We start from the raw sequence: 20,986 nt of genomic DNA, 5'->3' as shown, positions 1-20,986 counted from the left end.
TATGATTAGCTGTGAGGGACTTGTCAAAATTTTTAAATCCGACGAAATTGAGGTCGTCGCGCTCCAAGGTCTAAATCTGACGGTGGAGCAGGGAGAGATGATGGCGATCATCGGCAACAGCGGAAGCGGTAAATCTACGCTGCTGAACATGCTCGGAGGCCTTGACCGGCCTTCCGCCGGGCAGGTGAGCGTCGGAGGCTGGGATCTGCTCAAGATCCGCGACGATCAGCTTGTGGAATACAAACGCAATACCGTCGGCTTCGTGTGGCAGAACAATGCCCGTAACCTGCTGCCGTATTTATCGGCACTGGAAAACGTTGAGATGCCCATGCTGCTGACGGGCAAGCTGGATCGCGCATATGCCAAACAATTGCTCGAATGGGTTGGATTGAAGGACCGGATGCATAACAAGCTGCATCAGCTTTCCGGCGGTGAACAACAGCGCGTTGCCATCGCAATCTCGCTATCCAACAAGCCGAAAATGCTGCTGGCCGACGAACCTACCGGCTCGGTAGACACCGCTACTTCCGACCAGATCATGTCGATTTTCCGGAAGGTAAACCGGGAGCTTGGAATAACGATTGTCATCGTTACCCATGACCTCACATTAGCGGGTAAAGTGGACCGTGTCGTTGCGATTCGCGACGGCTTAACGAGCACGGAATTTGTAAAGCGGAATCCGAATCTGGATTTGGCGGCCGCAGATCCCGGATTCGGGGGCGGCGGTTTGCAAGAAGTGCATGAAGCGTTTGTCGTAGTCGATCGGGTTGGACGGCTTCAGGTGCCTAAGGAGTATTTGGAAGCCGTGGGCATCGGCGGTCGCGCGAGCATGGAATTTGATGGAGAGAAGATCGTAATTACTGCACCGAAATCACTGGAGGGGGATAAGTCATGATGAAGAGGGGATTTGGGAAACTGCGCAAGGCTGTAACGGTATCTCTGGCTGCTGCTTTGACACTGGGGCTTCTGGCAGGCTGCTCCGGCGGCAAAGCGGCGGACAAACAAGAAGAGAAGGTACTTCGCATCGGGGTGCTGTACGGAAGTACGGATGATTCCTGGTTCCGTCAGCAGTACACGGATATTTTCGAGTATACGAACAAAAATATTAAAATTGAAATCGTTCCGGCGGTTGATAACAACCAATACAGATATAACGACGGAACAGAACCGTATGTTCAGCCGGATTACCTGGAGAGCATGAAGAAGATTATGACCGGCAGCAATCCGGTGGACGTCGTTGTGGCCGATACCGGTACGCTGAAGCAGTTGATTCAAGAAAACTTGTTGAAGCAGCTTGATCCGATGATCCAAGAGGATAAATTTGATACGACCGATTATGTTCCATCCGTTATTGACGGGATCAAGGATTTGGGAGAAGGCAACATCTTTGCATTAGCGCCTTCGTTCTCATCCTCAGCCTTGTATTATAACAAGAAGATTTTTACGGATGCTGGCGTAGAACCTCCGACCGATAAGTCGACCTGGGACGATATTTTTGCGAAAGCCCGTCTGGTCGCTAAAGGCGAAGGTAAAGATCGCGTATACGGCTTCTCCTTTAACCGTTACAAAGGCAATGACCCGTTCTGGGATATGCAGTATACCTATGTCGGCGGCTTGCAATTGAAGACGTTTGACGATAAAGCGGAAAACATGACGGTCAGCTCACCGCAATGGGTTAAAGTTTGGGAGACAATCAGCAAGCTGGCTAAAGATAAGATCATTCCTGACAGCAACTCCGGCATGAACGACAACGAAGTATGGACAGCGGTAAGCAGCGACTTGTTCTTGTCCGGGAAAGTGGCTATGACGATTGGGGAAAGCAATTATGTGAATGAAGTTGCGGACGCCAATAACAATGCCTCTAAAATTAAAAACTTTACGCCTGTGGACTGGGACGTAGTAACTGTACCGGTTCATCCTGAGAAACCGGACGTGGGCGGAAACATTTATCTGAGCAATACGTTCTCGATCAACAGCAGCGCTCCGAATGCCGATACTGCATGGGATTATATCAAGTTTATTAACGGCGAAGAGTACGCTAAGCTGAAATCGCGGAGCAATACGTATGAAATGGTGTCGCGGAAGTCTTACATTCAGCCGAAACAAGGGCTGTCTTATAACATCCAGGCGTTCTATCTGCTCAAGCCGCTTCCGCCAACCAATCCTAAGGACGATAAGATGATGGCCGATAAGCCGGGACTTTACAACGTCACCAATATGGGCCGGACCTATTTCCAACAGGTGCTGGAGAATAAGAAGACCCCTGACGAAGCGCTCAAGGAATGGGCGGAGAAGGGGAATAAGATGCTTCAAGAAATTAAGCTTAATCCGAAAACACAGTTCCAGGAGGACGGTACTCCGTTCGTTCCTGACGAATCAGGAAATATCAGATATTAATAACAGGGCCGCCGATTTGTTTCGGCGGCTTTTTTTGTGTGTTTTTGGGTAATCTATAGATAAGGTGGAGATCATACCTATTATAAAGAAAGGAGTTTAGGGTATGCGCTGGATCTACTTTAATAAATTGTACAGAACCAAATTTCAAGCAGGCTGCCTGGCCCGGAGACTGGAGCATGATGGATGGATTTACGGATTCGACGAGATGAGGGTAATAGAAATATTTCGTTCCCGAAGAGGGAAATACGGCGTACGATTTATTCCATAAACCCTTGACGTAGTATGCTTAAATAGTGTATATTATTAATTGTCGCTATTTACTGACGCGGGGTGGAGCAGCCCGGTAGCTCGTCGGGCTCATAACCCGAAGGCCGCAGGTTCAAATCCTGCCCCCGCAATCCATTTTAGTTCCTGGAATCCGGGCCCTTAGCTCAGTTGGTTAGAGCGGTCGGCTCATAACCGATTGGTCGGGGGTTCAAGTCCCTCAGGGCCCATAGTTTGAAAACCCCTTGCGTAGCAAGGGGTTTTTGCTTTGTTTTGAAGTTGATATGGATGCTGAGTCATGCAAGGTATTCTAGCGGTTATATGATGCTTTTAATGAGCTCTTCGGAGTTATTCCGGACATTCCCGACAGTTGCAGACACGGGGTAGGCGCGCATTTTATCCGCATCATAAGGTCGTAGCAGGCGCAAAAGCGTGGATTCGTCGTGGTTATCGCGCGCTAGCCATTCGCCTTCGTCTTCCTTGCGCAATATAACCGGCATCCGGTTATGAATATCTGCCATAAGGGAGTTCGGCTCCGTCGTAATGATCGTGCAAGTTGCGAGTTTATTTCCGTCTTCATCCGCCCATATATCGTACAAGCCCGCGAAGGAAAATACGCTCTCATCACGCAGAACAATTCTGTACGGTTGTTTCGTTCCTGAGTCTTGCTTCCATTCGTAAAACCCGTCGGCTGGAACAATACAGCGGCGGGATAATGGTAAGCGATTAAATGCCGGTTTTTCCGTAAGGGTTTCCGCCCTTGCGTTAATCATTTTACTTCCGATTTTCGGGTCTTTGGACCAAGACGGAACGAGGCCCCAGCGCAGCTCCCCGAGTCGATTACCGTTATTTCCAGCCACCACCGCAGGAACATACTGCATCGGGGCGACGTTATATGATGGTTTATAGTTGGCAGTCGTAGCTTTCTCAATGAGGTAAAGAATGATTAATTCGTCGAGTGGGATTGTTATCGTATACCGTCCGCACATATCCGTCCCTCCTTAAGGTTACTATGTCTATTGTAACCATTCAGAGGAAAGAGAAAAACAAGTAATTATTAGCTGAACAAACCGTAGAGTTAGTAGTACAGCTAGTTTTTATTGTCGAATCGTAACGCTCGTTCCGATGGAAACAAGATTCGCCAGTTGAATGACATCCTGATTGTGCATGCGAATACATCCGTGGGAAACCTGTTTTCCGATTGATGTGGGATCATTAGTTCCATGAATACCATAGTGAGGCCTAGATAATCCCATCCAGTACGCTCCAAACGGTCCGCCTGGATTAGGCGCCTTGTTGACAATCGTGTAGACTCCCTCGGGTGTTTGCGTCAGCATAGTTCCGATACCCACCGGGAATCCCCGTACAACAGTATTATTATCCAGTAGATAGAGCATTCGATCGGACAGGTCAACGATGATTCGGTAATTAGGCATTTTCGTCAGGCCTCCTTTTCTGCATTTAATGTATGATAATTAGGCTAGAGTTGATTGGGCGAAATGATATAGTATGTGTTTTGGAAGTCTATGCAGGTTAGGAGGGGACGGATTGAAAGCCATTACTATACACCAACCCTGGGCTACGCTTATAGCTCTTGAACAGAAAAAATTCGAGACCCGCAGTTGGAAGATAGCTTATCGGGGCGAGCTGGCGATCCATGCAGGAAAGAAAATCGATAAGAAGGTATGTCGATTGGAACCTTTTCGCAGCGTGCTTGCCAAGCACGGATATAATGAGGATAATTTGCCGACCGGGGCCATTGTTGCGATATGCAGGCTCGAGGAATGCTGGTCCGTTTCCCGATCTTCGGAAACAGAAATTCTCTTAAGTTACGATAGACCTGACATTTCAAAGGAAACATCTATAGGAAAGCAAGAAGAAATCTTCGGAGATTACAGCGATGGGCGATATGCTTGGGAATTAAGTCATGTTCAGCGGCTGCCCGAGCCGGTTCCGGCTACGGGGAGACAAGGGCTATGGACTTGGGAGGCCCTAATCTGATATGAATAGAAGAGAACCGACCGGATCTATCCGGACGGTTCTTCTTTTTTTTCATAACTTCGTTTATATTAAAAATCCGATAGGGCGCATATATATTAAAAATGGTCATATCAAAAGGGGGAACGAGTATGAAAAAGAAACGGTGGCGGAATTATGCACTTTGGGTGAGTGTGGCCTCGCAAGTTGTATTGCTTATCCAGTTGATCGGTCATTTAACCGGACTTTTTATATTGACGGACGTGATGGCACAGGAGATTTTAACGGCTGTCGATATTTTACTTGGAATCCTCGCGACACTTGGCATTATTTCAAACCCGACCAAGCCGGATTCAAAGGGCTATAATCTTTAGATCTGTAAATTTCCCTCTAAGTAAAGTACGGCGTGCCCGCCTATAGAGACTCTGTCCGCAAGATTTTCGCAATAGAGAACTCCGCCCCGCTTGGATAGTTGTCTGGCGAGCAGCTTGTTCTTTCCGAGCTTTTCCGACCAGTAAGGAATGAGTGTGCAGTGTACGGAACCCGTTACGGGATCTTCATTAACTCCGGCATGGGGAGCGAAAAATCTTGAAACAAAATCACTGCTGCTTCCCTTGGCGGTAATGACCAGCCCGAAGGATTGCGGCAGTTTTTTTATTAGCTCGAAGTCGGGTACAAACTGTTCGACCTGTTCCTCCGCAGCAAGCACGGCATAGTAACGAGTTCCCCCCTGATTCCGGGTTGCGTACAATTCAATCGGCGCTGCTCCCAAAATTTCCTCGATCAAAGGGAAGGAGTCGATCTTTTCCGAAATTCGGGCAGGAAAGTTTAATTCAAAGAGGTCCTCCTTTTTTACGACGTTCAATATACCGCTCAACGTATGGAAATTCATCTCCATCAGACCGGGATAGACATAATGGTGAACCACATAAGCGCTTGCCAATGTCGCATGTCCGCAAAGATCCATTTCAAGCTCAGGCGTAAACCATTTCAAGTCAAAATACCCGTCACGAGGCACGACAAAGGCGGTTTCCGACAAGTTATTCTCGTAGGCAATGCTTTGCATGAACGAAGTATCAGGGAACTCGTCCACAACGCATACACCAGCCGGATTACCCTTAAATATTTGATCCGTAAATGCATCCACCACATAGTACTTCATTATTGTTCTCCTCCAATTCTGCAGCTTTTAATAAAACAGCATAAAACATATTTTCAAAATAGAACAGAGGAAATTACCCGCCGCATAAAGGTCCTGATTCTCGGGAAACTTACGGGATGTAGTCACTAATTCAGGAGGTGCCTTCCTTTGAAAAAGAGTTTGACCGCAATGCTCGTTACAGCATTGATTTCCGCAGTGCTGGTTCTGCCCGCTTCGGCTTATGGAAACAATACGAACGTCCGCGATATGAATAATAACAACACGACCGGGGGCAATTATTCGACGAATAAAGTCCGGGCTCACGCGGTGAACGGCAACAATAACGGCTCTAATTGGGGATGGCTCGGTCTGATCGGCTTGCTCGGTCTTGCCGGTATGCGGAGAAGAGAAACCGACCGTTCTTAGGAGTCCATACTTGGTAATGACACATCGAACAAAAAGGCTTCCAATATGGAAGCCTTTTGTTTTGACGCCAGGAGCCGGTCGGCATTACCTGTATTCCTTCTCGGTTTCTTCGTAGGCGATCAACGTGATTTTCTCACCGGTCATACGCTTAAGGGATTCTTCCGCCTCTTTGATAATGACAACCGCCTCGGCGCCCTTATCCAGCGGGGCTACCTTATATTTATCCGTTGAAATTTCCATTGCGTTTCCCTCCATTTAAGGATAAAGCTTAGTCTATCCACAGGTGGTTAGTTTCATGAAAATAAAAAGAGTTGAATCTAAATGAATTTCCGTATATAATCATACCTACGGGAATTTTTCTCGATCACCCTTGCCGGGGTGGCGGAATTGGCAGACGCACAGGACTTAAAATCCTGCGGTAGGTGACTACCGTACCGGTTCGATCCCGGTCCTCGGCATCTATGAAAGAGTTAAAGGTCGCAAGACTGCGCGAAAGCGCCGTTTTGTGACCTTTTTCTTTTTTTATCGCGTCTGACATCTACTAACGTGGTAAAATGCTGTTGTAATCTTAATTGATACGTGAATTTATTTTCAATAACAGCCGGGGAGGAGACTGGATGATGTTCGGAAACGATTGGGACGAGGTGCTTAAGGAAGAATTGGGCAAGCCCTATTTTAAAGAGCTGATGAACTGGCTTGACGGGGAATATGAGGAGCACACAGTATATCCGCCTAGGGAGTTTTTATTCCAGGCGCTGAAGCTGACAAGCTATGAAGATACGAAGGCGGTTGTTTTGGGACAGGATCCATACCACGGACCGGGTCAGGCGCATGGGCTCAGCTTTTCCGTACTGCCGGGAGTCCGGATTCCTCCGTCGCTCCGCAATATGTATAAGGAGTTGGCGACCGATCTCGATTGCCCGGCTCCGACGACGGGAACGTTGACGCCATGGGCGCAGCAGGGAGTGCTGCTGCTGAATACAGTGCTGACGGTACGGGACGGACAGCCCGGTTCCCACCAGGGAAAGGGTTGGGAGAGATTTACGGATGCCGTGATCGAAGCATTGAACCGCCGCGAACGGCCGGTTGTGTTTGTGCTGTGGGGGAGCCATGCCCAGAAAAAAGGGCAGATGATCGATACGACCCGGCATGAAATTATAACTTCGGCACATCCCAGCCCGCTGGCGGCAAGAAGAGGCTTCTTCGGAAGCCGTCCGTTTTCGCGAATGAATACTTTTTTGGAACAGCAGGGGGAAGCACCCATCGATTGGTCGGCGAATATGACGGAGGATTAAAAATATTAATAGGACCAAGGTCTCGTTTTTGGCTAAAAAGGTTACTGAAAATATCCTAAAAACCGATATAAAACGCATAGGCCCGGAAAGGAAGGTTTTCCGGCAAAGATGGAATTAAAGGAGAGAAATGAATGACTGCTAAGAGGAAGATGACAGGTTGGCTCCTGGCGATGGTACTGCTGCTTACCGCAGCATTTCCAAGCGGCGCATTTGCGGCAACCGGCGATGTAGTGTCGATTGACATCGAGGGTTCGGGAACCACGGTTGAACTTACGGTAGGCAAGACAAAACAGCTTAAAGTATGGGGAACAACCGAAGGCTCCACCGTAAAGAAAGATTTGACGAATGCGGTAAGCTGGTCATCGAGTGACAGCGAAATCGTTAAAGTAACGAATGGATTTTTGACACCGTTAAAAGCGGGGACGGTAACGATCTGGGCGGATCACGCACAAGGCCCTAAGTCCAGCATTCAAGTCACTGCAAAAGATTCCTACAAGGAATTAACGCTCGAATATTCCCAAAAAGGGAAATACATGCTGGGGACCAGCGATAAAAACCTGACCGTAAAAGCGCTGGCCGCGATCGAAGGCTCTGACGGCGCTACGAAGGACGTATCCGCGGATACGGACTGGTCCAGTTCCAACTCCGGCGTCCTGACCATTGAGAAAGGGCAAATCACCCTTGTAGGCGAAGGAACGGCGACCATTACCGCGAAATATTCAGGCCTTACGGCGACTTACAAAGCTACCGTTAGCTCGCCTTATTCCGAATTGACACTGAAATATCTCGTTAAAGGCAGCGATGACGTAGTTAAGGAACTGCCTGCCGAGGATATCGAGCTGGTCGTTGGCGACAGCGAAGCTACGTTGAAGGCGGAATCCACGTTGGCTAGCGACAGCACCTCCAAGTCGGACGTGAGCGATAAAGCGAATTGGACTTCATCCGATACGGCGGTTGCTACGGTCGAGAAGGGTAAAATCAAGGCACTGACCGTTGGTAAAACAACGATCACCGTCGATTATCTCGGCGTAAAAGCTCAAACCGACGTGTATGTTCGTACACCTTTTGAAGCTATTCTGCTTGATCCTTCCGGCGATCAGTCGATGTTCATCGGCGAGACGCTGGAAGTCGACGCTGAAGTTAGAAGCGGCGTGAACGAATCGGTTATCGTGAGTTCGGATGCGACCTGGACTTCCTCCAATCCGCTTGTGGCTACAGTCTCCGGCGGGGACATTTCCGCCAAGACGGCTGGAACAACTACGGTTAAGGTAAGTTATAAAGGGATCAGCAAGTCCTTCAAAGTTACCGTGAACCCGACGATCACCAAGTTGGCTATTGAGAAGAAGGAACTGGATCTCTTTAAGGGCGAATCGATCAGTTTGCCGAAAGTAACGGCAACGAAGCTGGATGAAGAAGAAGTGGATTTCAGCAAGGAAGTAAAATGGACGTCAAGCAATGAAGAAGTTGCCAAAATCAAAGACGGCAAGATCGTTGCGGAAGATAAAGGCACGGTAACCTTGACCGCGAAGCTGCCGGAGACGGGAGTAACCTCGCCGGCGCAAATCCGCAGTACGGAAATTACAGTAACGCTTACCGTAAAGGAAAAGGTGCTGGCGCTGATCACGGAAGACGAGAAGCTTAGCATCGTTATCGGAGAAGAAACGAAGCTTCCTGAAGTGAACGCTGTTTGGGAAGACGGAGAAGAGGCAAGCATATCCGATTCTATCGAATGGAGTGTCTCGGGTTCCAATGCCGTCATCAAAACGACGACTACCGGAAAAGTGATTAAAGGACTGACCAAAGGTACGGCTTCCCTGAAAGGAACGTACTCGAACAAGACGATCAGCATTCCGGTTACGATCGAACAAAAGATCGTCAAGGTCGTCGTTGATCCGGTCAATATCACTTTGAATGTTAAGAAGACCAAGGCAATTAAAGTAACCGGATTCTATAAAGACGGAAAAACCGTGAATCTGTCAAGCAAAGTAGGATGGGAATCTTCCGATCCGGAGGTAGCGACAATCTCTTCGACTTCCGTTAAAGCTGTGGCGGAAGGTACCGCGACGCTTAAAGGCTCTTACCAGGGGTATGACGTAAGCGTGAAGGTCAGCGTAGTACCGAAGCTGATGAAGCTTACCGTGGATGAGAAGAGTTTGAAACTGGCGCCAGGCTCCGCAAAAACGGTAGTTGTGACGGCGGAGTATGACAACGGCAAGAAGTCTACCGTAACAGGTAGTGCTTCTTGGACAAGCTCGAAGCCTTCCGTGGCCAAAGTTACGGCAGGTAAAATCGAAGCGGTTGCCAAAGGCAGCGCTACAATTAAAGGCGTGTATGACGGGAAGACGGTTACGGTTAGAGTAACGGTCAAATAGATTTCAAGTTACGGCAGCTTGCCTTCCAATATGAAGGCGGGCTGTCTTTTTATTTGCCATCTATGACTGTAACGCAGCGGCTTGCCTGTGCTATAGTATAAAAAAGGGATTTTAGGAAGAGGAAGAGGAATTAAATCATCTATGATTAGACGTAAAAGTTTTTGGCGGACACGTATTTTAACGGGAATTTGCACGGTTGTTATTTGGTCTTTGTTATCCGGATGTGCTTTAAATCTGGGGGATTTTTCAGTTCAAGGGGGCAATGGTTCGTCTCCTGTGTCCTCATCGTCCGGGAACAAGCTTCGCGTCATTTTTCTGGATGTCGGCCAGGGCGCATCACAACTGCTGATCAGCCCTTCGGGACGGACGATGCTGGTGGATGCAGGCAATAACAACATGGAGCAGCAAATGCTGGATTACTTAAGGCAGTTTGGCGTTGATCAGATCGATATCATGGTGGGCACGCATCCTGACGCGGATCATATCGGCGGGTTGGATGCCGTGATTGATCATCATGAGATTGGCGCCATTTACATGCCGAAAATCCAGAGCAACACGAAGACCTTCGAGTCATTGCTCCAATCGATTCGGAGTAAAGGTCTTAAGGTCAAGAGCGCCCGAAGCGGCCTCAGCCTAGACTGGGATGACGAGGTAAAGGTAGAGATGCTTGCTCCGGTAGAAGCTAGCGATGACAGCAACAACATGAGCGCTGTACTCAAAGTGTCTTATGGCGGAACGTCCTTCTTGCTGACGGGTGATGCCGAACGCGAGAGCGAGAAGGCCATGATGACTTCAGGCAAGGACTTACGGGCTGATGTACTGCTTGTAGGGCATCACGGATCGAAGTCGTCCACGTCGCTTTCTTTTTTGCAGCAGGTATCTCCGAAGTTTGCCGTAATTCAGGTTGGAGACAATTCTTATGGTCACCCCAAACAGGAAATTCTGAATCGTTTGAACAAAAACGGAGTCCAGGTTTATCGGAATGACTTGCAGGGGACGATCGAAATTGCATCGGATGGACAAAACTACGAGATCACGACAGAGAGGTGAACCGCCTATGCAGGCGATTGTGGAGGGCTTCGAAGGGGATTTCTGCATTCTCGAGATCGATGGACAGACGAAGGATGTTCCGCGGCAGCAGATGGATGAAAAAGCAAAGGCCGGGGATATCGTGGTTTGGAACGGAGAGAAGTGGATACCGGATCTGAAGCAGACCGAAGACCGAACAAGGCAAATCGGAAAGTTGATGGATGAAGTTTGGGAAGATTGACTACATAAACAAAGGGAGAGATGAACGATGTTGGAAAAACCGCAAGCGGGGGAATATGCAGTACATTTCGAACCTTATATTCAAAAGGTACCGGAAGATAATCTGCCTTCCCTTCTGGAAAAACAGGTTGACGAAGTGATTCAGCGGCTGGGGCAAATTACGGAGGAACAAGGATCCTACCGGTATGCGGAAGGGAAATGGAGTCTTAAAGAAGTGCTGGGGCATATTTCGGATACGGAACGCATTATGAGCTACCGCCTTCTTCGGATTGCCCGGGGCGATACGACGCCGCTGCCAGGGTTTGAGGAAAATCTGTTTGTGAGCCATGCGCATGCGGACCGCCAGACGGTAAACGCTTTGCTGCAGGATTTTGCTGCCGTAAGGATCGCGACTCTATCTCTGATTCGGCAGCTCGATGACGAAGCTTGGGCACGTATCGGCACGTTTAGCGACCATCCGGGATCGGCACGGGCACTGGCCTATATTATCGCCGGTCATTCCATTCATCATTTTGATATCATTGAGGAACGTTATTTGCGACGTTAAACTGCTGAATTAAGTCAACTCAAAAAAGACGCCCGGCTGTCTCCGTAGACAGCTTGGGCGTCTTTTTTATATGAGAAGGAAGTTTCGTTTTTACTCGCCTTCGCGAGAAATAATCAGCATGAGTTCGCCCTCGATTTGGAAAGGTCCGAAATCGACCGGCAGGATGAAATGGTCGCCCTTAGCCAGCGAATATTCCTGATCCTCGACGGAGAGCTTGCCTTGGCCTTCAATTACGCTGCAAATCGTATATTTCTCATTAGCCGGTACATTTGCGGTTCCGGTTACGTTCCATTTTTCCACGGTGAAGAAGGAATTGGATACAAAGGTAGTCACGGACAGTCCGTCGGATTCCTTACTGCTGTATTGGACCGGCTCGTACGCCTGAGGAATGGATGTAACGTCAATGGCTTTCTCCAAATGGAGGTCGCGCAGGTTGCCGTCTTTATCCCGGCGGTCATAATCGTATACCCGGTAAGTCGTGTCCGAGCTTTGTTGGGTTTCCAGGACCACGATTCCTTTGCCTAACGCATGAATGGTACCGCTCGGCACGTAGAAGAAATCTCCGGCTTTTACAGGGACCTGGGTCAGCAAATCGTTCCATTCGCCGTCCTCGATCATTTGTACGAGCTGTTCCTTCGACTTGGCTTCATGTCCGTAAATGATGACGGCTCCCGGCTCGGCATCGACGATATACCAGCACTCGGTTTTGCCCAGCTCGCCGTTCTCGTGTTTGCCCGCATATTCGTCATCCGGATGGACTTGGACCGAAAGATCGTCAGAGGCATCCAAAATTTTGGTGAGCAAGGGGAATACGGCGGAATCCGAACGGAACAGCTCTTTGTGGGAATTCCACAGCTCGCCGAGTTTCAGGCCTTGATATGGGCCGCTCTTAACAACGCTTTGGCCGTTAGGATGAGCGGATATCGCCCAGCACTCGCCCGTGCGGTCATTAGGAATTTCGTAGCCGAACAATTGCTGCAGCTTGGTACCGCCCCAGATTCGTTCTTGAAATACGGGTTCCAAAAAAATAGGTTGATTCATGGATAAAGTTCCTCCTCGTATTAATAATTCAAATGAACAAGAGCCGCCGCGCCGATCAGGCCGGCCTCCTGCTGTAAAGCTGCCGGAATGACCGGTGTATTGCGACCCGAAGGATTCAGGGCATGGTGTGAGACATAATCCTTTACAGTGTCAAACAACGGGCTTCCGATTTGCGACACGCCACCGCCGATCACAAGCAACTCGGGGTCCAGCGTGTTGATCAGTGTGACACAGCCGATGCCGATATTGCGGAACACCTGATTGACCAGCCGTTCCATGTCGGGATCTTTATCGTTCAAGGCCAAATCGAACACTTCTTTCGAGGTGACGGTGCGTCCCAATAGCTCGCTGGCTTGTCTGGCGATGGCCGTGCCCGAGGCTACGAATTCCCAACAGCCTTGCTGTCCGCAAACGCAAGTACCGACTGTAGGATCGACCACCAAATGACCGACGTCTCCGGCATTTCCGGTTGCACCGGTAATCAGCTTGCCATGGCTATAAATACCTGCGCCGATGCCCGTGCTGATCGTGATGTAGACGAAATTTTCGGCATTCTTAGCGGCGCCGATCCACTTCTCTGCCAAAGCTGCGGCCGTGGCGTCATTCTGAAACGATATCGGCAGTTCAAAATGCCGTTTGAAGGACTCAACGATGGGGAAGCCCCACCATCCCCGCATATTCGGCGGTTCCGTGATCTGGCCAAGTTTGGTGTTCAGCGGCCCGGGGGCCCCGATGCCGATGCCGAGAATATCCGATTCCTTGATTCCGGCCGCCTGAGCGAGCTGTTTGACGGCCGCCGCGATCCGGTCCACCATTTCGGATGGAGCAACGGATTGATCTGTGGGCAGCGTGTTCTTTGCAAGGACCTGCCCGCTTTGGTCGACGAGACCGATGGCGGTTTTCGTACCTCCGATGTCAATGCCAACTGCGTAACTCAAAAGTTATTACCTCCAGATGTACGGTACTAGTTTAGTTTCGTTACTTGACAAACTTGACAAAACTTAAATTTGTAAAGTAATATTGAGCATAGTTTATCATGTTTCGGAAGGATTGAAAAGAACATGGGCCGTAAAAAGAAAGTATCCATGCAAGATATCGCCAATCACCTGGAAATATCGAAAAATGCAGTATCGCTGGCCCTGTTGAACAAGAAAGGCGTCAGCGAGGAGATGCGTAACCGGGTGCTGCAAACGGCCCGGGAGATGGGTTATGGTTCATATTCGGATAAGCCACCCGAGAGCGGGAATATTCTGGTGCTGGTTCCCGAGCGAATTATGAGTTACCAGGATAACGATCATTTTCAGTTTTACCATGATATGATCTGGGGCTTGGAACGAAGCATCCGTAAAAAAGGACTGAACGCGGTGATTGCGCCCGTCGACCGGGATATGGAGTCCCGGCTTGAGCTGCCACGGCATTGCGCTGAAATTTCCTATCACGGTATTATTTTATTTGGAATCGTGGACAGGGGATACGCCAGGACCGTTTGGGAACTGGACACCCCATTGGTTATGCTTGATTCTTACCATCGGGATCTTCCTTGTCCGGTAGTTGCCTCGGCGAATATCGAGGGGGCTTATGAGGCGGTATCGGTCCTGATTCAGGCCGGCCACAGGGAGATCGGATTTATCGGGCCGACCAATTTGACGACCAGCCATGAGGAGCGTTGGTTCGGATACTGGAAGGCGATGCAAGATAATGGGCTTATCATCAGTGAACGTTTTATTTTGACATCTTCACCGGGTTTTGATTACACGGAGCAGGAGATCGGGATGTTTCTGGACGGGCTGGAAAAGAAACCGGGCGCATTCTTCTGCGGCAACGACCGGATTGCGTATTTACTCGCGAGACAGATGAGGAAGAGAGGACTTCATGTCCCTGCCGACATATCCATTGTCGGTTTCGATGATCTCAAATATGAGGAAGAGGGCGGCCTCAAAATGACCACAATGCGGGTAGAAAAAGAGGAAATGTGCGATGCCGCGGCAAACTTGCTATTGTCGCTGTCCGGGACATCCCGGGATGCGATCCATCAGTATGTGCGGCCAACCTTAGTTCTCGGCAATTCCGTACAAGGGCCGGTTCATTGAAAGGGGCGGAAATATAAAAGGCGGTTGGACACGGGCATAATACCCGGACCAACCGTCTTCTTGTTTACGTCAATATTATTTGTTCAAAGCAGCTTCATAACGTTTCTCAACTTCAGACCAGTTGACTACGTTGAAGAAGGCAGCGATGTAATCTGGACGTTTGTTTTGATATTTCAAATAGTAAGCATGCTCCCAAACGTCGAGGCCAAGGATTGGCGTTTTGCCTTCCATGATCGGGGAGTCTTGGTTCGGCAAGCTGTATACGGACAATTTGCCTGCAGCGTCTACCGCAAGGAATGCCCAGCCGCTACCGAAACGAGTCGTAGCTGCTTTCGAGAAATCTTCTTTGAATTTGTCAAAGCCGCCGAGTTCGCTGTTGATGGCGTCAGCAAGCTTACCGGACGGTTGGCCGCCGCCGTTTGGTCCGATCGTTTCCCAGAACAGGGAGTGGTTTGCATGGCCGCCGCCGTTGTTGCGGACTGCTGTACGGATGCTTTCTGGTACGCTGTCCAGATCGGCGATCAGTTCCTCTACGGATTTCGATTGAAGCTCAGGTGCGGATTCAAGCGCCGCATTCAGGTTCGTTACGTAAGTATTATGGTGACGGTCATGGTGAATCATCATAGTTTGTTCGTCGATATGCGGTTCAAGTGCGTTGTTTGCATAAGGAAGTGCTGGTAATTGATGTGCCATTGTTTATCATCCTCTCCATAGATATGTAAAAGTTATTTTGAACACTCCCTATTATAATTATCCATTACGGCTTAGTCAACATAAATGTATATTAAGTATGTTAAATCATGTCATGCATTGACAAACGGAGCTTGTTTTATCATAATGAGTCATCGGATATAGATAATTTCAGTTTGAGGTGAATGAAAATTGAGTATGGGCATCGTTGTCGTGGAAGTGTGCGACAGCAATCTGATGAGCGCGTTGGAGCTGGAGGATCTGGAGGAAGAATATCCGGAGATCGCCGTGCTGCGGTCGGACTGTATGAATTTATGCGGCTTGTGTAAACTTAGACCTTACGCAATGGTCAACGGGAATAAGGTATTCGCCAAGACAACCGAAGAATGCATTGCGCTGATCAGGCAATCGATCGAGGAAGAGTTAAAGGCATTTCATAATATATAAACGAAAATACAGATATACAAAACAACCTCCGAAGCCGCTGTTGCGGATGATCGGAGGTTGTTTTTTGTAGGGATTTCATTTTATGACGGCTTAATTACATAGACGCATTTACGACCTTCCTGTGCCAGGCATTCCGTGCGCTCTACTTTGGCATCCAATAGCGATTCGAACAGCTTGAGCTCGCATTCGCAAGCGTGGTTATAACGGTTTGCAATCTGGGAAATGGGACAGTTGTGCTCCATGAGAACGAAATGGCCGTTTTCCTGGGTTTCGCATTCTGTCATATACCCGTTTTCGTTTTGGATCTCCGCCAGCCTTCGGACTTTCTCCAAGAGGTCTTTACCCTGCATATCGGCTTCGTACTGCCGGTTAAGCTTATCTTTACGACGGTCAAACAGGCGATTTACAGTTTCTTCGCCGTACTCCTGTTCCAATTCATCAAGCAGATCCAGTGTCAGGGTATGATACTTTTTAGGAAACAACCCTTCAGCCAGTTCGGTCAGCCCGTATACGGCGGTAGGTCGGCCAAGTGTCTGACGCACCATCTTCGACTCGATCAGACCGTCGCGCTCCATCGTTCCCAGATGGCGGCGGACCGCCATTTCCGTAATGCCGAGCTGTCCTGTGATTTCTTTGGTGCTGAGGGGACCGGAGGTTTTCATCATTTGCAATATCCGGTCGCGGGTAGACAAATCCTTTGGTTGATTCAAGACATACACTCCTCTCGGGGCGCAAGATCAGCCGTGCTTAACAGCCTGCACGGCTTCCATGCACGCGTCGGAGCAGAAGCCCTGATGCTCATCTTCGCAATCTTCACAGCATACATATTGGAGGTTACATACTGGACAGTTGATATAACGATCATGTGTAACCCCGCAGTGATGGCAGCTGGCAATAACGATATCTTCATCCGTTTGGTTGATGGGAACGGAAATACGTTCGTCGAACACGTAGCATTTACCGTCAAACAACCGACCTTGAACCTCGGGATCCTTCCCGTAGGTAACAATTCCACCTTCCAGCTGGGCAACGTCCTCAAATCCTTCTTTGAGCAAGAAGCCGGTCAGTTTTTCGCAGCGGATGCCGCCCGTGCAGTAAGTCAAAATCTTCTTGTCTTTATGCTCGCTCAAGTTTTCGCGGATCCACTGAGGGAATTCCCGGAAAGACTCCACTTCGGGACGGATCGCTCCGCGGAAATGGCCGATGTCGAATTCGTAATCATTTCTTCCGTCGATCACGATCACATCTTCATCTTGAAGCTGCTCGTAGAACTGAGTCGGAGACAAGCGTTTGCCGCTCAGCGTATTCGGATCCAATTCGTGCTCGTACCGGAAGGTAACCAGCTCCTGCTTATGGCGGACGAACATTTTCTTGAACGCATGGCCTTCGGATTCATCAATCTTGAACACGATATCTTTAAACTCCGGCATGGCGCGAAGATCGGCCATATAACGCTCCGTTTGCTCGATCGTACCGGAGACGGTGCCGTTAATTCCTTCGGAAGCGATGAGAATTCGGCCTTTCAGGCCTAAATCCTTGCAATACTGCAGATGCTCCGCCGTGAAAGTTTCCGGGGAAGCGATCGGCGTGAATTTATAAAATAACAAAATGCGATATGCATGTTGACTCATGTTAGATCACCCGTCTATATTAGATTCTACTGAATTGTAGTGAATTTTATCAACTTAGTCAATATTAAAGTATAGTAAGTATAGTAAATATTGCACAGAAGATTAAAGGAGGAAATTAAAGATGAAAAAAAACAGAACCGTGGCCTTCATTTATGCGCATCCCGATGACGAGACATTCGGCTGTTCTTATCTGATCCGGGAAATCGCCGATGGAGGCGACCTTCCGGTCTTGTTTACGGCGACCCGGGGAGATGCCGGAAAGACCGGACGTTTAGGCGAAATGACGCGTGAAGAATTGGCGGCAAAGCGGGATATCGAGCTGGATAAGGCGGTTGAAATTCTGGGCATAACTACGTTGGAGCAGGCGGGGATGGGGGACGGGAAGCTGAAGGAAGCGGATCCGGCCGCGTTGCGGGAGCTGATCGCCGACTTTTTGCGGCGCCACGAGGCGGATGTGGTCGTTACTTTCCCGGAGGACGGCATTTCCGGCCACGCGGATCATATCGTGATTCATCATGCCGTGAATGATGTCGTATTCGGAGTGCAGGCTCCCTCGGTACAAAAATTGTACTATAACCAATTGAGCTCATTCGCAACGAATTCCTCGAGCGTCATCAAAATTGCGGAGAACGGAAACTGGGATGTCAAGCGCTGGGCGCTGGCGGCTCATGAATCGCAAATTCTCAGCATTGAGCGGGTATTTGGTAAACTTGGGCCGGACGTTCCGCCAAGCCAACAGGTTGAAGCATTTGAGTTGGCGTGGGAGCGGGGAGTTCATTTTCCGGTTAAAGCGGAGCGCACGATTTTTGATGACCTGAATTAGAGAAAGTTATGTGCAATAAGCTAGGCGTTAACATGAGGGAGGAAGTACTAGGTGAAAATTTGGCTTGCGGCCGGATTAATGGCTATCTGTTTTATTTTGCTTGGACTCGGTATACATATAGAAGGTTTACATTCGATCGACCGGGGGATCGGTGATTTTTTCTTTGGTCTCAGGACGGAGAGTTTAAATCCGGCAATAAAAGCGATGTCGGAACTGGGTTCTACAACGGGTTATATAGTTGTTCTTGCCTTTGTGCTGATCATTACGCTGCTCCTCCGGCGGTGGCGGACAGCCATCTGGCTGACGGTCAGCCTCGCAGCCGGCTGGCTCGTCAATAAAGGTTTAAAAGTACTGTATCATCGGGAGAGACCCCAGCTATGGGATAGCCTGGTGGAACCGGACGGGTTCAGCTTTCCGAGCGGAAACGCTATGGTTTCGATCGCTTTTTACGGATTGATCGGCCTGATTCTGCTGCGATCCGGTAGAAGATGGATTCGAGTCTGCGGAGTAGCGGTGTTTGTGATTATCCTGTTGATTGGACTAAGCAGGTTGTATTTAGGCGTGCATTACACCAGCGACATTGTCGGCGGCTTTCTGGCGGGAGGTTGTATCGCAGCTCTATGCTATAAGGGATGGCGAAGCAGCTCTGACAGTATGAAGTGAAGGGAATCTGCCTTCGACTAAAATAGGCAATAAAAAAGCCAGGGACTAGGATCCCTGGCTTTTTGTATTGTTTATGTGGACTGAGGCGTTATGCCGTATGTTTTACTTTCATCCCTTGTTTTGGTGCCGGGATTACGGGATTAGCAGTTTCTTTTTTGTGGAATAACCCACGGAGGTAAGGGAGAACATAACGGTCAAGACCGATTTTTCCGGCGTTGGCGGCAGCTACGACGATAAGTACTTCAAGCAAGAGCATTTGTGCGTTGGTGCTTACTGTACCCGAGAATAGGAAGGCTGCGTTCATGACCAGTCCCATCAAGGCTGCGAAAGTAGTGAATGTTCCGAGCAACAGGCCCAGGCCTACCAAGAATTCACCGTAAGGAACCATAACGTTGAAGATGTCTACGTTAGGAAGTGCTACATGTTGCAGGAATGTGGCCCACCATCCTTGAACGGCTGCGTGTTCTCCGGTACTGTTAGCGATCGCTCCATTCAGGAAGCCCGCGGCGTCGAATCCGCCTGTGATTTTGTGCCAACCGGCTGTGATCCATTGGTATCCAAGGTATATCCGAAGTACGGTTAAAAACCACATTGCGTATTTGTTAGTTCTGAGGAAATTGTTAAACATAATTACCACTCCTTGTGATTTGTATTTGTTTGTTTTTTGGATGATCATCTTTGATGTCTTAAGTATAAGTGATTATTTTCACATGATATGTGATTTAAATCACAATTATAAAAATTTTAGTATTTTAATTTGATTTAACATTGAATTGAAAGTTTAAATTTTGGATTGTTTTACGGTAGTTGGCTATATTTAACATATGATCAAAAACACCAAACGGGAGGTAAGCCTAGATGAGACTGTCCAACAAAGTGGCGATCGTGACCGGTGCGGGTTCCGGTATGGGAAGAGCAATTGCGGAATTGTTTGCCAAAGAGGGAGCCATGGTGGTAGCGTCGGATGTCAATGAGGAACGAATTAATGAAGTTACGGCTTCCATAAAGGAGGCTGGAGGCGAGGTATTAGGGGTCATGGCCAATATGGCCAAGGAATCCGATGTGCAGCAATTGATAGACCGGACTGTGGATGCTTATGGCACTATAGATATTTTGGTCAACAATGCGGGAATCATGGACAACTTTATCCCGGTCGGAGAAATCACGAACGAACACTGGGAACGAGTCCTTGGAGTCAATCTCAATGGGCCGATGTACGCTTCGCGCGCAGCAATCCGGATTATGTTGGACAAAGGGAAGGGTGTCATCGTCAACAATGCCTCCGTCGGCGGACTGTTTGGAGCAAGAGGCGGTGCAGCTTATGTGGCTTCTAAACACGGTTTGATCGGTCTTACGAAAAATACGGCTGCCGTATACGGTACGAAAGGAATTCGCGCGAATGCCATAGCTCCGGGCGGCGTGAACACGGCCATCAGCGGAACGATTACCGCGCCGAATCAGCTTGGCATGGAGGCTATCGGGCGGGCCGGAAACGCTCCTATGGGCGAAGCGGAAGAAATCGCCTATGCCGCACTGTTCCTGGCATCCAATGAGGCCAGCTTCATAAACGGAGCCGTGCTTACGGCTGACGGCGGTTGGACCGCACATTGAATCAATATGATAGAAGCCCGGCGCAGGATTTGCGCCGGGCTCTATTTTTCATTTATCCGCAGTCCGGTTTGATACATCCGCTTGTTCCTGTCGTTGATTCTTGTCTTGTTGATTTTCCTTCGGATTATTCAGTAAGACGTCGACTACCTCCGCCAGCATATCTGTGGAGGACACGGAATTGTCCGGGACGGGGATCGGGTTTACGCCTGGACCGCGGTCCAGACCTTCAAACTTATCTTTTTCCTTACTCATAGCATCCTCTTCCTTTCCGAAAAATCCTCATCTTAGGGTGTGCGCAGCCT

Annotated in this window: 27 protein-coding genes and 3 tRNA genes; 19 read left to right on the top strand and 11 right to left on the bottom strand. The window is 49.0% G+C overall.

What is annotated here, in order from left to right:
• Position 1: 1 nt before the first annotated feature.
• The 5 genes from NYE70_RS08610 to NYE70_RS08590 all read left to right on the top strand — a co-directional run bounded on the left by NYE70_RS08610 (position 2) and on the right by NYE70_RS08590 (position 2,891).
• Positions 2–895 carry an ABC transporter ATP-binding protein gene (locus tag NYE70_RS08610; protein WP_211020215.1) on the top strand — a complete coding sequence of 298 codons (894 nt, stop codon included), beginning with the start codon at positions 2–4 and terminating at the stop codon, positions 893–895.
• Positions 892–2,397: an ABC transporter substrate-binding protein gene (locus NYE70_RS08605; protein ID WP_211019764.1), complete on the top strand. Its 1,506-nt coding sequence runs from the start codon at positions 892–894 to the stop codon at positions 2,395–2,397. The genes NYE70_RS08610 and NYE70_RS08605 overlap by 4 nt, the downstream gene beginning before the upstream one ends.
• A 103-nt stretch (positions 2,398–2,500) precedes the next feature.
• Positions 2,501–2,665, top strand: a complete 165-nt coding sequence (locus NYE70_RS08600) for a hypothetical protein (RefSeq protein ID WP_211019763.1) — start codon at positions 2,501–2,503, stop codon at positions 2,663–2,665.
• A gap of 56 nt (positions 2,666–2,721) precedes the next feature.
• Positions 2,722–2,795, top strand: a tRNA-Met gene (locus NYE70_RS08595).
• A gap of 22 nt (positions 2,796–2,817) precedes the next feature.
• Positions 2,818–2,891, top strand: a tRNA-Ile gene (locus NYE70_RS08590).
• Between the two features lie 87 nt (positions 2,892–2,978).
• Here the strand turns inward: NYE70_RS08590 and NYE70_RS08585 are convergent.
• Positions 2,979–3,650, bottom strand: a complete 672-nt coding sequence (locus NYE70_RS08585) for an SOS response-associated peptidase (RefSeq protein WP_341045686.1) — start codon at positions 3,648–3,650, stop codon at positions 2,979–2,981.
• A 108-nt stretch (positions 3,651–3,758) separates the two neighbouring features.
• Entirely contained in the window at positions 3,759–4,097 is a 339-nt protein-coding gene (locus NYE70_RS08580; RefSeq protein ID WP_213653865.1) for a L,D-transpeptidase, read from the bottom strand.
• A 112-nt stretch (positions 4,098–4,209) separates the two neighbouring features.
• On the opposite strand from NYE70_RS08580, the gene NYE70_RS08575 reads away from it, so the two are divergent.
• On the top strand, positions 4,210–4,662 hold the full coding sequence (locus tag NYE70_RS08575; protein WP_341045685.1) for an ASCH domain-containing protein: 453 nt from the start codon (positions 4,210–4,212) through the stop codon (positions 4,660–4,662).
• 128 nt (positions 4,663–4,790) lie between these two features.
• Positions 4,791–5,012 (top strand): phage holin, encoded by a 222-nt coding sequence (locus NYE70_RS08570; RefSeq protein ID WP_341045684.1) that lies wholly within the window; start codon positions 4,791–4,793, stop codon positions 5,010–5,012.
• Here NYE70_RS08570 and NYE70_RS08565 read toward each other — a convergent pair.
• The gene (locus tag NYE70_RS08565) at positions 5,009–5,800 is read right to left on the bottom strand and encodes a PhzF family phenazine biosynthesis protein (RefSeq protein WP_341045683.1); all 792 of its coding nucleotides are present in this window, start codon (positions 5,798–5,800) and stop codon (positions 5,009–5,011) included. The genes NYE70_RS08570 and NYE70_RS08565 overlap by 4 nt on opposite strands.
• Before the next feature lie 147 nt (positions 5,801–5,947).
• Here NYE70_RS08565 and NYE70_RS08560 point away from each other — a divergent pair, with 147 nt between their 5' ends.
• Positions 5,948–6,205, top strand: coding sequence for a WGxxGxxG family protein (locus tag NYE70_RS08560; RefSeq protein WP_341045682.1), 258 nt, complete (start codon positions 5,948–5,950; stop codon positions 6,203–6,205).
• 84 nt (positions 6,206–6,289) lie between these two features.
• Here NYE70_RS08560 and NYE70_RS08555 read toward each other — a convergent pair whose 3' ends face one another.
• Positions 6,290–6,445 (bottom strand): hypothetical protein, encoded by a 156-nt coding sequence (locus tag NYE70_RS08555; RefSeq protein WP_341045681.1) that lies wholly within the window; start codon positions 6,443–6,445, stop codon positions 6,290–6,292.
• Positions 6,446–6,577: 132 nt separating this feature from the next.
• On the opposite strand from NYE70_RS08555, the gene NYE70_RS08550 reads away from it, so the two are divergent.
• From NYE70_RS08550 to NYE70_RS08525, 6 genes are all read left to right on the top strand, one after another.
• Positions 6,578–6,663: transfer RNA gene (locus NYE70_RS08550), tRNA-Leu, on the top strand.
• 162 nt (positions 6,664–6,825) lie between these two features.
• On the top strand, positions 6,826–7,500 hold the full coding sequence (locus NYE70_RS08545) for a uracil-DNA glycosylase (RefSeq protein WP_211020211.1): 675 nt from the start codon (positions 6,826–6,828) through the stop codon (positions 7,498–7,500).
• A gap of 131 nt (positions 7,501–7,631) precedes the next feature.
• Complete coding sequence (locus NYE70_RS08540) at positions 7,632–9,872, top strand: Ig-like domain-containing protein (protein WP_341045680.1); 2,241 nt, start codon at positions 7,632–7,634, stop codon at positions 9,870–9,872.
• 276 nt (positions 9,873–10,148) lie between these two features.
• Positions 10,149–10,922, top strand: coding sequence for a ComEC/Rec2 family competence protein (locus NYE70_RS08535; protein WP_341045679.1), 774 nt, complete (start codon positions 10,149–10,151; stop codon positions 10,920–10,922).
• A 7-nt stretch (positions 10,923–10,929) separates the two neighbouring features.
• Positions 10,930–11,142: a DUF3006 domain-containing protein gene (locus tag NYE70_RS08530; RefSeq protein ID WP_290407980.1), complete on the top strand. Its 213-nt coding sequence runs from the start codon at positions 10,930–10,932 to the stop codon at positions 11,140–11,142.
• Between the two features lie 27 nt (positions 11,143–11,169).
• Complete coding sequence (locus NYE70_RS08525) at positions 11,170–11,688, top strand: DinB family protein (protein ID WP_213653875.1); 519 nt, start codon at positions 11,170–11,172, stop codon at positions 11,686–11,688.
• 90 nt (positions 11,689–11,778) lie between these two features.
• Here NYE70_RS08525 and manA read toward each other — a convergent pair whose 3' ends face one another.
• Together manA and NYE70_RS08515 are read right to left on the bottom strand one after the other, a co-directional pair.
• The gene (gene manA / locus NYE70_RS08520; RefSeq protein WP_341045678.1) at positions 11,779–12,729 is read right to left on the bottom strand and encodes a mannose-6-phosphate isomerase, class I; all 951 of its coding nucleotides are present in this window, start codon (positions 12,727–12,729) and stop codon (positions 11,779–11,781) included.
• Positions 12,730–12,749: 20 nt separating this feature from the next.
• Positions 12,750–13,667 carry an ROK family protein gene (locus tag NYE70_RS08515; protein WP_341045677.1) on the bottom strand — a complete coding sequence of 306 codons (918 nt, stop codon included), beginning with the start codon at positions 13,665–13,667 and terminating at the stop codon, positions 12,750–12,752.
• 123 nt (positions 13,668–13,790) lie between these two features.
• Here NYE70_RS08515 and NYE70_RS08510 point away from each other — a divergent pair, with 123 nt between their 5' ends.
• On the top strand, positions 13,791–14,819 hold the full coding sequence (locus NYE70_RS08510; protein ID WP_341045676.1) for a LacI family DNA-binding transcriptional regulator: 1,029 nt from the start codon (positions 13,791–13,793) through the stop codon (positions 14,817–14,819).
• Between the two features lie 75 nt (positions 14,820–14,894).
• On the opposite strand, the gene NYE70_RS08505 is transcribed toward NYE70_RS08510, so the two are convergent.
• Complete coding sequence (locus tag NYE70_RS08505; RefSeq protein ID WP_211019750.1) at positions 14,895–15,512, bottom strand: superoxide dismutase; 618 nt, start codon at positions 15,510–15,512, stop codon at positions 14,895–14,897.
• 195 nt (positions 15,513–15,707) lie between these two features.
• Here NYE70_RS08505 and NYE70_RS08500 point away from each other — a divergent pair, with 195 nt between their 5' ends.
• Complete coding sequence (locus NYE70_RS08500; RefSeq protein ID WP_341047550.1) at positions 15,708–15,956, top strand: DUF1450 domain-containing protein; 249 nt, start codon at positions 15,708–15,710, stop codon at positions 15,954–15,956.
• Between the two features lie 80 nt (positions 15,957–16,036).
• On the opposite strand, the gene NYE70_RS08495 is transcribed toward NYE70_RS08500, so the two are convergent.
• Together NYE70_RS08495 and trhO are read right to left on the bottom strand one after the other, a co-directional pair.
• The gene (locus tag NYE70_RS08495) at positions 16,037–16,666 is read right to left on the bottom strand and encodes a helix-turn-helix transcriptional regulator (protein ID WP_341045675.1); all 630 of its coding nucleotides are present in this window, start codon (positions 16,664–16,666) and stop codon (positions 16,037–16,039) included.
• Positions 16,667–16,693: 27 nt separating this feature from the next.
• Positions 16,694–17,587 (bottom strand): oxygen-dependent tRNA uridine(34) hydroxylase TrhO, encoded by an 894-nt coding sequence (gene trhO / locus NYE70_RS08490; RefSeq protein WP_211019748.1) that lies wholly within the window; start codon positions 17,585–17,587, stop codon positions 16,694–16,696.
• 121 nt (positions 17,588–17,708) lie between these two features.
• On the opposite strand from trhO, the gene NYE70_RS08485 reads away from it, so the two are divergent.
• Positions 17,709–18,410, top strand: coding sequence for a PIG-L deacetylase family protein (locus NYE70_RS08485; RefSeq protein WP_341045673.1), 702 nt, complete (start codon positions 17,709–17,711; stop codon positions 18,408–18,410).
• A 51-nt stretch (positions 18,411–18,461) separates the two neighbouring features.
• Entirely contained in the window at positions 18,462–19,073 is a 612-nt protein-coding gene (locus tag NYE70_RS08480) for a phosphatase PAP2 family protein (RefSeq protein ID WP_341045672.1), read from the top strand.
• Between the two features lie 88 nt (positions 19,074–19,161).
• On the opposite strand, the gene NYE70_RS08475 is transcribed toward NYE70_RS08480, so the two are convergent.
• Positions 19,162–19,701, bottom strand: coding sequence for a DoxX family membrane protein (locus NYE70_RS08475; protein ID WP_213653883.1), 540 nt, complete (start codon positions 19,699–19,701; stop codon positions 19,162–19,164).
• Between the two features lie 230 nt (positions 19,702–19,931).
• On the opposite strand from NYE70_RS08475, the gene NYE70_RS08470 reads away from it, so the two are divergent.
• Positions 19,932–20,684: a glucose 1-dehydrogenase gene (locus NYE70_RS08470; protein WP_341045670.1), complete on the top strand. Its 753-nt coding sequence runs from the start codon at positions 19,932–19,934 to the stop codon at positions 20,682–20,684.
• A 48-nt stretch (positions 20,685–20,732) separates the two neighbouring features.
• Here the strand turns inward: NYE70_RS08470 and NYE70_RS08465 are convergent, their stop codons facing one another.
• Positions 20,733–20,936 (bottom strand): hypothetical protein, encoded by a 204-nt coding sequence (locus NYE70_RS08465; RefSeq protein WP_341045669.1) that lies wholly within the window; start codon positions 20,934–20,936, stop codon positions 20,733–20,735.
• Positions 20,937–20,986: the final 50 nt, after the last annotated feature.

Origin of the sequence: Paenibacillus sp. FSL R5-0407 (genome assembly GCF_038009185.1) — a bacterium.
In the GTDB taxonomy this organism is placed as follows: domain Bacteria; phylum Bacillota; class Bacilli; order Paenibacillales; family Paenibacillaceae; genus Fontibacillus; species Fontibacillus vini.
The sequence above is the reverse complement of the archived record's forward strand: the minus strand, read 5'-3'. Positions and strand labels throughout refer to the sequence as shown.

What these genes read in the sequence shown, in the direction of transcription:
- NYE70_RS08510 (WP_341045676.1), top strand. Translation starts at nt 13,791, where the DNA reads ATGGGCCGTAAAAAGAAAGTATCCATGCAAGATATCGCCAATCACCTG.
- NYE70_RS08525 (WP_213653875.1), top strand. Translation starts at nt 11,170, where the DNA reads ATGTTGGAAAAACCGCAAGCGGGGGAATATGCAGTACATTTCGAACCT.
- NYE70_RS08555 (WP_341045681.1), bottom strand. Translation starts at nt 6,445, where the DNA reads ATGGAAATTTCAACGGATAAATATAAGGTAGCCCCGCTGGATAAGGGC.
- NYE70_RS08530 (WP_290407980.1), top strand. Translation starts at nt 10,930, where the DNA reads ATGCAGGCGATTGTGGAGGGCTTCGAAGGGGATTTCTGCATTCTCGAG.
- NYE70_RS08475 (WP_213653883.1), bottom strand. Translation starts at nt 19,701, where the DNA reads ATGTTTAACAATTTCCTCAGAACTAACAAATACGCAATGTGGTTTTTA.
- NYE70_RS08585 (WP_341045686.1), bottom strand. Translation starts at nt 3,650, where the DNA reads ATGTGCGGACGGTATACGATAACAATCCCACTCGACGAATTAATCATT.
- NYE70_RS08470 (WP_341045670.1), top strand. Translation starts at nt 19,932, where the DNA reads ATGAGACTGTCCAACAAAGTGGCGATCGTGACCGGTGCGGGTTCCGGT.
- trhO (WP_211019748.1), bottom strand. Translation starts at nt 17,587, where the DNA reads ATGAGTCAACATGCATATCGCATTTTGTTATTTTATAAATTCACGCCG.
- manA (WP_341045678.1), bottom strand. Translation starts at nt 12,729, where the DNA reads ATGAATCAACCTATTTTTTTGGAACCCGTATTTCAAGAACGAATCTGG.
- NYE70_RS08505 (WP_211019750.1), bottom strand. Translation starts at nt 15,512, where the DNA reads ATGGCACATCAATTACCAGCACTTCCTTATGCAAACAACGCACTTGAA.
- NYE70_RS08600 (WP_211019763.1), top strand. Translation starts at nt 2,501, where the DNA reads ATGCGCTGGATCTACTTTAATAAATTGTACAGAACCAAATTTCAAGCA.
- NYE70_RS08570 (WP_341045684.1), top strand. Translation starts at nt 4,791, where the DNA reads ATGAAAAAGAAACGGTGGCGGAATTATGCACTTTGGGTGAGTGTGGCC.
- NYE70_RS08485 (WP_341045673.1), top strand. Translation starts at nt 17,709, where the DNA reads ATGAAAAAAAACAGAACCGTGGCCTTCATTTATGCGCATCCCGATGAC.
- NYE70_RS08540 (WP_341045680.1), top strand. Translation starts at nt 7,632, where the DNA reads ATGACTGCTAAGAGGAAGATGACAGGTTGGCTCCTGGCGATGGTACTG.
- NYE70_RS08545 (WP_211020211.1), top strand. Translation starts at nt 6,826, where the DNA reads ATGTTCGGAAACGATTGGGACGAGGTGCTTAAGGAAGAATTGGGCAAG.
- NYE70_RS08610 (WP_211020215.1), top strand. Translation starts at nt 2, where the DNA reads ATGATTAGCTGTGAGGGACTTGTCAAAATTTTTAAATCCGACGAAATT.
- NYE70_RS08500 (WP_341047550.1), top strand. Translation starts at nt 15,708, where the DNA reads ATGGGCATCGTTGTCGTGGAAGTGTGCGACAGCAATCTGATGAGCGCG.
- NYE70_RS08605 (WP_211019764.1), top strand. Translation starts at nt 892, where the DNA reads ATGATGAAGAGGGGATTTGGGAAACTGCGCAAGGCTGTAACGGTATCT.
- NYE70_RS08465 (WP_341045669.1), bottom strand. Translation starts at nt 20,936, where the DNA reads ATGAGTAAGGAAAAAGATAAGTTTGAAGGTCTGGACCGCGGTCCAGGC.
- NYE70_RS08580 (WP_213653865.1), bottom strand. Translation starts at nt 4,097, where the DNA reads ATGCCTAATTACCGAATCATCGTTGACCTGTCCGATCGAATGCTCTAT.
- NYE70_RS08565 (WP_341045683.1), bottom strand. Translation starts at nt 5,800, where the DNA reads ATGAAGTACTATGTGGTGGATGCATTTACGGATCAAATATTTAAGGGT.